The sequence below is a fragment of the Capnocytophaga sp. HP1101 genome (assembly GCF_054772415.1).
In genome coordinates this window covers 1-13,105 of record NZ_BPUU01000020.1, presented here as the reverse complement: position 1 = coordinate 13,105, position 13,105 = coordinate 1, and the positions used below count along the sequence as shown (strand labels likewise).

Genomic DNA, 13,105 nt, shown 5'->3' with positions numbered 1-13,105 from the left:
AATTATCAAAAAATGAAACACTTCACGCTTTATATATCGCTCTTTTGCCTCACGGGGTGTCAGCTGTTTCAGTCGCAACAAGCAGTAGTGCAAGAGGTAATACCTGCTGAAGAAAAGCAGGAGGAAGTGTTTGTGCCTGTCGAGAAGGAGTTGTACGTGATTAAGGAAGATGCTGACAGGTATGAAGTTGCTAATAAAGATATTAAAAGTGGACGAACATATAGTTATGGTGAGCCACTAAGGATAATAGGGGTTTCGGAGCATTTCTATCAATGTCATAACGAATATGAAAAGGAATATATCTTAAAAGAAGATGCCGATAGCTATGAAAAACTCAATCTTACTCAAGAAGAATTAGAATTTTCTAACTATATTAGAAAAGAAAAGCAAAGAGAAAGTGTTTCTGGAAGTTTTTCTAAATACCTTTCTATCAGTTTTATTACTAAAGAAGCGTATCGGAAAGCTATTAAAAATAAGGTAGACTTTTTCATTGGGGACACAACCTCTTTCCTCAAGAAAGGTAAGAACCTCACTATTGTTTGTGAAGAAGCCGTTGTTAAATTTAAGGACACTATAGGTAAACTGAGTGGAGTAGAGGAAGAATATCACTATGTAGGTAGAGTAGACACTTTAAATCAATATGTGGTAAGTAGCCAAGTAGGAGATGGTTATGGAGAGATTACTATAGATAAAACTACTGGTAGGAAAATTAGCTTTGACCATCTACCTTTTATATCGCCTAATAGAAAATATCTCTTTATGATAACCAATGACAATTTCTCTGAACCTGACAGTTTTCATCTGTATAAAATAGAAAGTATCAGGCCTTTTGTTGTAAAACACATCATTACTGCTGAACTTAGCTATTGGAAATTTTACAATATTGAACATAATGAAGTTTTCTTTGCTAAAAATGGTTATCTGTATGCTTCTATCAATCCTATAAACAGTTTTTTAGACAGCAGAGGAGAGCCTAACAATCAGCGAATGTACATCAAAATACGAATTAAAGAATAGTTGTTATGAAATACCTTACACTTTACCTATTGCTATTATGCCTCACGGGGTGTCAGTTGTTTCAGTCGCAACAACCTGCTGAACAAGAAGAAGTAACATCTGCAATAACAACAGAAGTATCAGAAGAGCCCAAACTTACCGAGAAAGAGCTTTTGGAAACTATGGGAAATGAATCGGATACTAAAACTTTTAATCAGCTCTTTACGATTGAAAAAATCTCCGAACAAGAGTACTTACAAGCCTTGAAATATCGCTATGATTTTCTTGTCAAAGATAATGGAATTAAAAAACAACAGGGGGTGATTACACTTCCTTGTAAAAATAGGACGGTTACTCTTGAAGATACAGAAGCGTCAGAGAATGATGGTGATGCCGAGAGGTATGACTATTTGGGCGAAGCTCCCGCTTTAAACCAATATGTAGTGAGATATACAGTTTATAGAGCAGAACAAATTCTTTTTATTGATAAGCAAACAGGTAATCAAACTGAAATAGAGGGAGAAGCCTTCATATCACCTGACAACAACTATGTGATGAATGTATATAGCAATGGAATGATAATGTTCTTAACGCTCTACAAAGTAAATAAAAGTCCCTCTCTCAATTTTAAAGAGTTGGCTACTGTCTATCCTTCTTTATTGGATACTTGATTACGACGAAAAAGAGCCCATTTTCTTTAGCAAAAACAGCTTTCTGTATATGCCTATAAATTTTAAAGAGAATTATAATCAACGTGAATATATTAAAATAGGGATTAGGGAATAGGAGTTAGAAATTAGATGTTAGTCATTAGAAATTAGCATCTCATTTTCTTACCTTTTACCTCTTACCTCTTATCTAAAAAACTATGGAATTAAACAAACTTATTGACCACACGCTTCTCAAAGCAACGGCTACGATTGCCGAAATTGAAACGCTTTGCCGTGAAGCTGTAGAGTACGATTTCTATTCAGTATGTGTGAATAGTGGCTATGTAGCAACCGCCAAAAATTTTTTAGCAGGCACTGATATCAAAGTGTGCAGCGTAGTAGGCTTTCCCTTAGGGGCAATGTCAGCTAAAGCTAAACTTTTTGAAACAGAACAAGCCCTTAAGGACGGATCCAATGAAATTGATATGGTCATCAATGTGGGCTGGCTGAAATCAGGAGAAGTAGACAAGGTGCGTGAAGAAATTGCTGCCTTAAAACAAGCGGTAGGTACAAACCGTGTGCTAAAAGTGATTATAGAAACTTGCTACCTCACCGATGAGGAAAAACGCTTGGCATGCCATTTAGCTCTTGAAGCAGGGGCAGATTTTGTGAAGACTTCTACTGGCTTTGGCACTGGAGGCGCTACTCTTGCCGATGTGAAGCTGATGAAAGAATGCGTGCAAGACAAAGCGAAGATAAAAGCCTCTGGCGGTATCCGTGATTACGAAACCGCTATGCAGTACGTAAACTTAGGCGTACAACGCATCGGCACTTCCAATGGCATTGCAATCTTAAAAGGAGAGAAAGGAACGGGGTACTAATGAAGATTATCAGTTATAATGTGAACGGCATTAGGGCTGCGCTCACTAAAGGCTTAGCCGATTGGCTCAAAAGTGCTGACCCTGATGTACTCTGCTTGCAGGAAATCAAAGCTACTCAAGACCAAATTCCTACGGAGGTTTTCACCGAATTGGGCTACAAATACCAATATTACCACAGTGCTGAGAAAAAAGGCTATAGTGGGGTGGCGATACTCTCCAAAATAGAGCCTAAACACGTGGAAGTAGGTACGGGCATCGACTATATGGACAAGGAGGGACGCGTGCTTCGCGCTGATTTTGAGACCCTATCGGTGATGAGCTTGTATTTGCCTTCGGGCACTAATATCGACCGTTTGGATTTTAAACTCACCTTTATGGCCGATTTCCAAAAGTACATTGATGAACTGAAGAAAACAGTGCCTAACTTGGTTATCTGCGGTGATTACAATATCTGTCACGAGGCTATCGACATTCACGACCCTGTGCGCAATGCCAATGTATCGGGATTTTTGCCTGTGGAACGCGAGTGGATTGACAACTTTATGAAGAGTGGTTTTATCGATAGTTTTCGCTATTTCCACAAGGAACCTCACCAGTATTCGTGGTGGAGCTATCGCGCCAATGCCCGCAACAACAACAAAGGCTGGCGCATCGACTATCATTTGGTATCTACTCCTTTAGAAAGCCGTATGGAACGCGCACTTATCCTCCCCGAAGCCAAACACAGCGACCACTGCCCTATCTTATTAACGATTAAAGATTAGTGGTTAATGTGAGGTGTGATGCACAGGACATTAAAGGCTATCCGAAAAGTTTATGCTGTTTATACTGCAAAAGATACTTTTCGGATAGCTTTTATTTTTTTATATCTTCTTTAAAGTGAAACAATGCATTCCTTCTTCAAAACTATAACAAATGCTCAATTGGTAGCTATCCACAATTGATTTGACAATGGCTAAGCCTAAGCCCGTAGAAGAGGCGTCCTGCTGCCCTTTGTGAAAGCGCTGGAAAATCTTGCTACCGTCTAAGCGCAAATTGTTTTTAGCGGTATTCTTCACTTGAAAGCGATTCGCTTTTATCAACACTTGTATTTCTCCTTCTTTTTCGGCGTATTTGATGGCGTTGCGCAGTAAATTGGAAACGAGTACAGTTGCTAAATCGTTATTCATTTCTACTTGAAAATCACCGATTGCTTGTGTAGTAACATTCAGTTTTTTAAAGGCAATTAAATCACTTAGATCTTCTGTGATATTGGCTGTAAGTGTTGTAAACGACACTTTTTCGCTCTGCTTGTACTGATGATTTTCAATGCGTGTGAGCATTAATAACGACTTGTTTAAATGGGTCATTCGCATTAGCGATTGCTTGAGTTCACTGAGTTGTACCAATTGTTTTTCGCTAAGCGTAGGGTCGTTGGTTAAAAGTTCCAACTTGTTGAGAGTGATAGCTAAAGGGGTTTGCAGTTCGTGTGACGCGTTTTCAATGAAAGTTTTCTGTTCTTCAAAAATAGCTTCATTTCGTTGCCACATCTGCTTGATGTTGTCGTGCAAGACGTTGAATTCTATTACCTCGGTGTGAATGGGTTGTAGCGCTGCTTTGTTGCCCACTTCGTATTGCTGAATTGCATTTACTATCTTCTTAAAAGGCTTCCATATCTTGTTAATCAACAATAAGTTGATGAGATACATTGAGAGCACTAACACCACGTACAGCACTCCTAATGCCACTGCCAAGTTGAATAGCAAATCGTCTTTTTCTACCGTTGAGGTGCGTATTTCAAGCACATAAGGGTTCATATCGCGGTCGTAGAAGCCTGTTTTGAGCACGCGATAGGGCTCGTCTTCATCGTCAAAAGGCATATAGAAGAAAGCGTTTGAGAGGATGTTGCGGTTCGTGAAATCTTCTTGTGAAGGATATACCCTAAAGTCCTCAATACCAAATTCGTTTATCTTTAAGAGTTCGGGGTGACGGAGGATGTTTTGGATGATGAGTGTCTTCTTGTCCTTCAGTCCGTCATCGATATTGTCGTACACCTCGTCTAAAATATAAGCATAGAACACGGCAGCCCACACCGCCAAGATGAGCAGGAAGGCGAGGGTAAGGTAGCGCAGGGTGTAGTTTTTCAGTGAAATTTTCATCGTTATACGAGTTTATAGCCAATACCGTACACTGCTTGAAAGTCGATTTCGGCTTCAGCAGTTTTAAGTTTTTTACGGAGATTTTTAATTTGTGAATAGATAAAGTCGAGACTGTCCACTTGGTCGATATAGTCTCCCCACACGGCTTCGGCAAGGGTTGTTTTCTCTACCAATCGGTCGGGGCGAATGATAAAATAATAGAGCAGGTCGTATTCTTTACGGTTGAGGGTAAGGGTTGCTTCGCCTACCTTTACGGTGCGCGTTTCGGGGAAAAGTTGTACGTTTTTGAGCGTAATTATCTCCTCGCCTTGTTGGTTTTTGCGCCGTATGATGGATTTCACCCGTGCCAAGAGTTCGGCTAAGTGAAAGGGTTTAGCAAGGTAATCATCAGCGCCTTTTTCGAGACCCAACACCTTGTCTTCTACCGAGTCTTTGGCAGAGATGATGAGCACCGAATGGTTCTTTTTCATCGCTTTGAGCTCGTCGAGCAGTTGCATACCTGTACCACGGGGGAGCATAATGTCTAACAGCACACAATCGTAGTCGTAATCGGCGAGTTTAGCGAGCCCTTCGCGATAGTCTTTTGCCGTTTCTACGAGAAAGTGTTCTTGTTCCAGAAACTGACGCAGGGTAAGGCGCAGTTCTTTTTCGTCTTCTATGATCAGGATTTTCATACGGGGGCAAAGATAATAAATAATTGCGAATGAAGAATGGTTAATGGTTAATGGTTAGTTAGGAAATTAGCAAATTAGCAAATGAGAAAATGAGAAAATTAGCAAATTAGAGAATGGGGTAAATACCAATAATGCCAGAAATGCCAAAAATACTGATAATACCACCAAGGGGAATGGACGGGTCGGACAGGTTAGAGGAGAGATTGGAGGATTCGGAAGATATCGGAGAAGAACGGAAGAAGTAATTCAGGTAAAAGATAAAAAATGAGCTGTAAGGAGGGTGGGGGTAGCTTATAGAGAGCTTATAGGAAGCTTATACGAATCTTGGACGATTGGTATAGAAAGGGTATATAAGTAGTTGATTAATAATATAATACAACAAGGCTAAAAATGTTAAAAACGGGGTTTCGAGGCGAAAGAAAGAGGAATAGGTGATAGGCCTTAGGCCATAGGCACTAGGAGGAAACATTCCTCTTTACACATACTCCGCTCTCGCGGACTTCCGTTCAAAGGGGAAATGTGGTGACGGGGAAGGGAATCCTCTCCCCAATCACATACTCTCCTATTCGGAGACTTCTCCCAAGGAGAGGGGGAATGTAGTGACGGAAAGGGGGAAGATGGTGACGGGGATTACAGCTATAACAGAGATGCAAGTATTTTATATTTACCCTCTTAGTAACTTTTAACTGAAAAAAATTGCACAGTTAAAAAATATGTTGTACTTTTGTGGCATAAATAACATATAAAATTACAACATTATGAAGAAATTTTTATTCTATTTGGCTATTGGGTTAGCCTTAGCGTCTTGTAGTAAAGACAAAGATTGCAACTGTGATAACAACGGTAATAACGGTACCGCTACCCCTACCGTAAAAACTAACCAAATTATTTTGGGATATGCAAAAGACTTTAAGAGGTTTAATATTCCTGAATATATCCCTGAAAATTATCCTACTTGGTAGAATACAGAATGTGCTATTCCAAATGAAGAAACAACATTAAAAGGGTCTAACAAATTATTGGACTCCTTTTTTGCAAAATATGAGATTGTTAATCCAGAAGGAAAAGAAATTACACACACTGAAACAGGATATCTTATTCCTAAAGAATTAAAGGCTAAAAAATTCTTTCAATACCCACAAAGATTTGAAGCTACTTGTAATTTAAAAGAAGGAGAAAATACTCCTCAAAACTTAAATTTTGGTTTAATGGAAAAAGAGCGTATTGTTGTTTTCTATGATAGTTTTTCCATTAATTTTAATTTTTATCCTGCTTATTCTTTTGAGAATGAGTTTCGTTATAAAGCAACTTGTTTTTACATTTTTCCAACAGATGATGCCTATAAGGAATATGTAGAACTATTAAAATCTGTATACGTTGATGAAACTGAAAAATTTCATTTCTTTGACTTGCACCAAAAAAACTTTCCTTTGATATTATATGCTAATCATTTAGACATAGGATTGGTTGTGTCAAATGAAGAAAAAATAGATAGATTTATTCCTCCTTTTATTCCTAAAAATATCAGTGGAGCAAAGTGTCCCTCTCTTTCGGATCCAGATGTTCCTTTCTCGTTCTATAATTCAAAAGACTCTAAAGAAGTTTTAAATGCTCGTTATAAAAATATTCTTTTTGGCAAATACCGCTTTGAGAATTACTATAAAGAAGATGCCATTTCTAGAGGAATCTATTATAAAGAAGCTATCTCTGTGGTAATAGACCCAGGCTATCCTCCCCTTTTAGGTATACGTATAGGAGACTCTCAACCAAGAGGTGCTATACGCTTGAGATCTGCAAATATAAAATTAATGCCTAAAAATAAAGCTATAGCTTTTTATGATTGTGGTAGCTTACAATCTTTTCTTGTATTCTCTGATATAGAACCTTATAACTTCTATGTTTCTATTTTAAAAGATGTGATAAGTAACCCAGAGGCTCAAAAAGTTATTTTTATAGAAGATTAGAGACAATTTACATTCTCAGTAAAAAAGGTATCCAAAGATTGGGTACCTTTTTTGATTAATATTCTCCCCCCAATCACATACTCTCCTATTCGTAGACTTCTCACAAGGAGAGGAGAAATGTGGTGGCGGAAATAGTGAGGGAAATAGTGACGGAAAGGGGGAAAGTAGCGACGGGGATTATATCGGTTGTGGTTTTACCTATTAGCTTTTACCTGCGTAAGCTTTGCGTTAAACATTCTTAAAAGATTCTTAATTGATGCTTAAAATTTCACAGGAGTAGCGCGATGGTATAGGGAATGTGAAGTGGGATTATATAGTAAAAAGTGTATAATTTTCAGCGAGTTATAACAGAAAGCAGGTAAGGACGTTGAGTAAAGGTAACAGAAGAGTGTAAAAAAAATGGACAATTATTTTTGTGTAGATATTTCTTTTTCGTATCTTTGCACCGTGTATAGTACCCAGTGGGTATGATTTATAGTATTTTTAGCAATGTTTTAATTCGTATTTTAAAATGAAAGTAAGCAATTTTTTTAAATACATAAGTGTTTTTCTGCTCTTATACTTCCTTGGTATAGAAGGAGTGCAAGGACAAGATAATAAACTAGTTTCTGCAAAAACAAATTTTTCTTTTGTTTGTGCAAGTGCTACTAACAATGGGAAACTTCAGCCAAACAATCCAAAAGATGATTCAGGATTTAGAATTAGTGTACGTTGGTCACCCCCTCTTCCAAATGCTGATAATAAATATATATTTGAACTTTCCGATGCTAATGGAAGTTTCAATAACCCAACTGTACTACAAACTCAGAATGAAAAATTTTGGCCTGGAAAGACATTAAATACAGCCCAGACCTTTGAAGCCTATGTAACTTTCCCTAAGACTTTAAAGGGTAAAAAATACCGGATTCGCGTACGTTCAACCAACCCTGCGAGCGAAATAATAGCTACTATTGGTAGTAGTCCTAATCAGGAATTTGAAGGTTCTTATATGAATGTAGCACAAGCTTTAAAAACTACTCCTTCAGGTAATATAAATCTTTGTCCTGGACAGTCATTAGAAATATCAGTAGCACAAATTTTTACTAGTGTTGGAAGTACCAATATTTCTGACTACAAGTATGTTTGGTATAGAAAACCTTTTGACCCTTCTTACCACGGTAGTTCTTGGGGAATTAAAATACCTAATCAAACAGGTCCTAAACTTACTGTAACTGAAGAAGGAACATATATAGTAGCTATCGATTACGGCGATAACTGCTTTGACCGAAATTATTCAAAGTCCAACAACATCACTGTAAAAGTTGCAGGCGGTGGGCAGTCGTTAATATTGAGTAGTTCGGCTACTGAGATATGTAGTTCAGAGAGCTTTACCCTTACTGCTGCTCCTGCGGGCAATGAGACTTATACGTGGTATCGCGACAATACTAAATTGGGCGAAACTAACGGGGTGGCTACCTATGTGGTGTCGCCCCCCAATAATCTTCCAGGTAAATACCGCGTACAGATAGGCAACGGCAGTGCCTGCGATGTGCGCTCCAATGAGATAGAAATAAAACATAAAGATGCTATTAAAGCTAATATTACTACCACGGGGGGCAATGTATTGTTACCCAACAAACAGCGTACCCTCAGCGTAAACACTACTGCCCAAAATCCGTCGTACAAATGGTTTAAGGACGGGGTGGAAATACCGGGGCAAACTGCCAATACTTATGTAGCCACCAGCGCAGGCAAATACAAAGCCCAAGTAACCCAAACGGGCAGTTGTGCCTCGACGGTAGAAACTGAGGAGTACGAACTTAAAGCCCCTGATAGCTTCAAGGTGAGCATCAAGCCTAAAACTTCTTATCAGCCTTGCGAGACGAACAGCATAGACCTCACGGTAGACAAAATCACAGCCGTATCGGGTGCTACTGAGCTTGCAATAGACCCGAGCGACTATTCGTTTTTCACTTTCCAATGGCAAAGAGAAACGGGCGGTGCATTTACCGATATCAATACCACGCAAGAAATCACCCTTAACAGCGCTACCCAAAACGGCAAATACCGCTTGAAAATAACGGCTTCGGGGTTTCCTGCCATTCCTGAATCGAATGTATTGGATATTCAATTGCAGGACAGCAATGCGTTACGCATTAACAACAGTGTAGACAATGTGGATTTCTGTGGAGAGGTGTATACGCTCACGGTTACCACTGGTGCCGACCCTACAGCTACTTACACTTGGTTTAAAGACCGCGTGCAAATAGCACAAGGGGTAGGAATGACCCAATATGGGGTAACTACCACAGGAGTGTATTACGCTACCATAGGCGGTACGGGCGGAGGTTGCCCCGCTACGTCCAACTCGGTAGTGGCAAAGCGCACTGTTATCACAGCACGTTGGGCGGAAGATATGAACACTCGCGAGATTTACTACCCTGCAAAAACTACGGTACTGAAAATATCGCACAATATGACCAACCCTACTGTGGAATGGAAGAAAAACGGCACCGTAATAACAGGCGCTACGGGTGTGGAATACACAGTTACTGATACGCCTGTATCGGCTGACGTATACGAAGCAAAAATCACCGATGGTGGCACTTGTGGAACGAGTATCAGCCTTACCCCTATTTACTTTGAAACCATTGCTGATATTAAAGGCGTGAAAGTGGGAACGGTGGCCACTACTAACTGCGAAACCCGTACGCAAACCACCCTTGAGGTACAGAAAATAACGGTACAGCTCAGCAGTAGTGGTGAGCAAGTGGAAGTAAAGAAAGTAGATTATCAGTTTTTTAACTTCCAATGGCTGAAAGACGGCAACGATGTGCCAGGGGAGACCCGACAGCAGTTTGTAGTATCGCGTGCAGGCAACTCGGAGTCGGCTAAATATTCAGTGCGAGTGAGCTATGGTACGATTATCAAGACATCGGATGAAAAGCCGGTAGCCTTTACTCCTATTCCAGATTTTGAGATATCATCAGCTGACGGAGCGAAAGGCACGGTATACCTTTGTGAAGGCGGGACTATTAGCCTTACGGTAGCCCCTGATAGCTTCGACCCTAATTCATCAGTAGCCGATAGTTTTTCATACGTATGGAAGAAAGTAACGAGTGCCAATTATAAGGAGGACACCCCTATAGGCAGTGAGAACCCAACGGCAAGCGTGAACGAAATAGGCGAGTACTATTTGGAAATCAATAATGGCGGTTGCCCCAAACGCGCACACATACAGGTGAAGAACTACCAAGTAGGCGGTTTGAAACTAAGTTTAGTGCGCGAGAGTCAAGGCACTGCTCCCGTGAAACAAGTATACCAAACCAGTACTGCCCGTGAGCGCAGGTTCGACGTACGCATAGGTGATAAATTGGTAGCCGAAGGCGGTAATAAATTCAGCTGGACAAAAGACGACGGCACGGTGAAATACGGCACGACTTTGGAGGTGACCTCTGAGGATATGTCGGGTGCTTATACGCTAAGGGAAGAATCGTGCCCATCGGCAGGCGAGAATGTATTGCCGTTTGAACTGAATATCTACCAAGTGGTGGAAGTGCCTAATGTGGTAACCCCTAACGGCGACGGTATTAACGACAAATGGGAAATACCATCGGTATACCTCACTCCTAAAGTGAAGGTTACCATATACTCACAAGAAGGTAAGGAAGTGCTCTCAACGAACAACTACCAGAATACGTGGCCCGATGAGCGCACCTTTAACGACCTTGGCAAGCGCGCACTTATCTATATCTACACCCTCAAAGGTGAGATTACCGAAAACGGTGAAACGAGAAGCGTGGATAAGAAAGGAACCATTACAATACTTAAATAAGAATTGACGATGAAGACAATACATAACATAACGATAGCAGTGTTGGCGCTTAGTGTTCAGTTTTTATTTGCACAAAGTGATGGTAATTACTTACCCTACGAAATGCCTGGGCACACGGCTGTAAAATACAACACTTACCTGATGAACCCTGCGTTCCCGATATTTAGCAAGAACGAGTCGCAAATTACCTTTTTTCACCGTAACCAGTGGATGGGCTTTAAGGAGGATAAGTTTAATACCTTTGGACTTTCTTATGGTAAGAAATGGGGTGGCGATGCCGGAAGAAAGAATGATTACTACGACGGCAACAATATGGCACACGGGTTGGTTTTTCAACGTACGGCAGGTATATTTGCTAATATAGGAATACTGGGGAACTACGTGCACCAAGTAGAAATATCAGACGATAACTTTTTGCGCTTAGGGTTAAACATGGCCTTTGCCCGCAGTAGCATTGATAGAAACAAAGTGCGCGCAAACGTGCAAGACCCCTTGATAGAAAATGCAAAGCCTACGAGTATCATCAACCTACAACCAGGGGTAGATGTAAACTTTAACTTTTGGCACTTTGGTATTACCGCTGAGAACCTGTTAGACTATTCGTTTTCGGCAGGAGAAATGGCGGTACCTTTTAACGAGAAATCGCTCACCGCTCACGTGATGTACCGCAAAGAGTTAGATTCTCGCAGTGATTTCTTAGAAGATGGCTTTTTTACTGTATATGCTAAAGGCAAGAAGACAAAAGACAACTTCCAATTAGGTGGACACGTAATGTTAGATGTCCCCTTAGGTTGGGCATATGCTGGCTACGACCAGAAATATGGGGCTTTCGGTGGATTAGGTTTCAACGTAACTAATCATCTAAGCGTAGGGTTTGGCTACGAACAAACCATTGCTAATTATGTAGCTGAGTTGGGAGGAAGTTATGACGTGGTAGTTTCTTATCAGTTTGGTGGCAAACATCATATTAAGAAACCTATTAACAAAAAACCACCTGAACCTCCTGTGGTAACACCGCCAGAGCCTAAGGTAGTAACTCCTACGGTAACAGAAACGAAAACCCGTACGGTAGAACCTCCTAAGCCTCCTAAACCACCTACCGTTCAAGAGGAATTAGACAAACGTATAACTGTAGTTGAAGACCCAAAAATAGATGGCGTATTGCAAGGTTATTACGTAATTGCAGGGGTATTCCAAAATGCCAAAGGAGCCTACCAAATGAGACGAGATATAGAGAATTTAGGTATCAAGGTATTTACCTTTAAGAACAGTCAGAATAATATGACTTATATCTACATTGATAGACCTTTTGAATCGCGCGGAGAAGCAGGAGAAGCATTACTGAACTTGCTCAAGCGCCCTGAATTTAAGAACTCTAATATCTGGGTACTAAAAGTAGGAAATTTATAAGGCATTTTAAGTAATATAAAAAACGATGCTTTGCTAATGTAAAGCATCGTTTTGTTTTTAATACTAATAATAGAAAAAATATATGAAGAATAACTTTTTTAAAATAGCAATATGCCTTATAGGGCTATTAGTATTACAAGCTTGTAGTACTGTAGATAGTCATAGATATTCGGACGGGAAAAAAGCAGTAACAAAAAAAAGTGCTAATGTAAAAACAGGTGCATATAAGACCAATGTGACTGCGACCTATTACCACGATAAGTTCAACGGGAAAAAGACTGCCAGTGGGGCTGTATTTAGTAATAGTAAGCTCACTACAGCGCACCCCTCGTTGCCTTTTGGTACAAAGTTGAAAGTTACAAATCGTGTGAATGGTAAGTCAGTGATAGTAACCGTTACCGATAGGGGCCCTTTTACCAAAGGCAGGGAGCTTGACCTCACTAAACGAGCCTTTATGGAAATTACAGAGAGCAAGAACAAAGGATTAATACAAGTAGATATAGAAATAGTAGAATAGAAAAAGTCCCCAAAAGCATACGCTTTTGGGGACTTTTGTAAGAAGGCGGCGACATACTCTC

11 protein-coding genes are annotated in these 13,105 nt (G+C 40.1%); 9 read left to right on the top strand and 2 right to left on the bottom strand.

The window, feature by feature from the left end:
- The first annotated feature begins 12 nt into the window (after positions 1–12).
- The 4 genes from RCZ04_RS10765 (at position 13) to RCZ04_RS10750 (ending at position 3,291) form a co-directional block, all read left to right on the top strand.
- Entirely contained in the window at positions 13–1,017 is a 1,005-nt protein-coding gene (locus RCZ04_RS10765) for a hypothetical protein (protein ID WP_460486042.1), read from the top strand.
- Between the two features lie 5 nt (positions 1,018–1,022).
- The gene (locus tag RCZ04_RS10760) at positions 1,023–1,667 is read left to right on the top strand and encodes a hypothetical protein (RefSeq protein WP_460486041.1); all 645 of its coding nucleotides are present in this window, start codon (positions 1,023–1,025) and stop codon (positions 1,665–1,667) included.
- A gap of 197 nt (positions 1,668–1,864) precedes the next feature.
- Positions 1,865–2,527 carry a 2-deoxyribose-5-phosphate aldolase gene (gene deoC, locus RCZ04_RS10755; RefSeq protein WP_460486040.1) on the top strand — a complete coding sequence of 221 codons (663 nt, stop codon included), beginning with the start codon at positions 1,865–1,867 and terminating at the stop codon, positions 2,525–2,527.
- On the top strand, positions 2,527–3,291 hold the full coding sequence (locus tag RCZ04_RS10750; protein WP_460486039.1) for an exodeoxyribonuclease III: 765 nt from the start codon (positions 2,527–2,529) through the stop codon (positions 3,289–3,291). The genes deoC and RCZ04_RS10750 overlap by 1 nt, the downstream gene beginning before the upstream one ends.
- A gap of 99 nt (positions 3,292–3,390) precedes the next feature.
- Here the strand turns inward: RCZ04_RS10750 and RCZ04_RS10745 are convergent, their stop codons facing one another.
- Together RCZ04_RS10745 and RCZ04_RS10740 are read right to left on the bottom strand one after the other, a co-directional pair.
- Positions 3,391–4,665 carry a sensor histidine kinase gene (locus RCZ04_RS10745; protein WP_460486038.1) on the bottom strand — a complete coding sequence of 425 codons (1,275 nt, stop codon included), beginning with the start codon at positions 4,663–4,665 and terminating at the stop codon, positions 3,391–3,393.
- A gap of 2 nt (positions 4,666–4,667) precedes the next feature.
- Positions 4,668–5,339: a response regulator transcription factor gene (locus tag RCZ04_RS10740; RefSeq protein ID WP_460486037.1), complete on the bottom strand. Its 672-nt coding sequence runs from the start codon at positions 5,337–5,339 to the stop codon at positions 4,668–4,670.
- A 758-nt stretch (positions 5,340–6,097) separates the two neighbouring features.
- Between RCZ04_RS10740 and RCZ04_RS10735 the strand changes: the two genes are divergently transcribed.
- From RCZ04_RS10735 to RCZ04_RS10715, 5 genes are all read left to right on the top strand, one after another.
- Positions 6,098–6,301, top strand: coding sequence for a hypothetical protein (locus RCZ04_RS10735; protein WP_460486036.1), 204 nt, complete (start codon positions 6,098–6,100; stop codon positions 6,299–6,301).
- A gap of 57 nt (positions 6,302–6,358) precedes the next feature.
- Complete coding sequence (locus RCZ04_RS10730) at positions 6,359–7,303, top strand: hypothetical protein (RefSeq protein WP_460486035.1); 945 nt, start codon at positions 6,359–6,361, stop codon at positions 7,301–7,303.
- A 511-nt stretch (positions 7,304–7,814) separates the two neighbouring features.
- A complete protein-coding gene (locus RCZ04_RS10725) occupies positions 7,815–11,117 on the top strand; it encodes a T9SS type B sorting domain-containing protein (RefSeq protein WP_460486034.1) in 3,303 nt (1,100 codons plus the stop codon).
- 9 nt (positions 11,118–11,126) lie between these two features.
- Entirely contained in the window at positions 11,127–12,527 is a 1,401-nt protein-coding gene (locus RCZ04_RS10720) for a PorP/SprF family type IX secretion system membrane protein (RefSeq protein WP_460486033.1), read from the top strand.
- A gap of 82 nt (positions 12,528–12,609) precedes the next feature.
- The gene (locus RCZ04_RS10715; RefSeq protein ID WP_460486032.1) at positions 12,610–13,044 is read left to right on the top strand and encodes a septal ring lytic transglycosylase RlpA family protein; all 435 of its coding nucleotides are present in this window, start codon (positions 12,610–12,612) and stop codon (positions 13,042–13,044) included.
- Positions 13,045–13,105 lie beyond the last annotated feature (61 nt).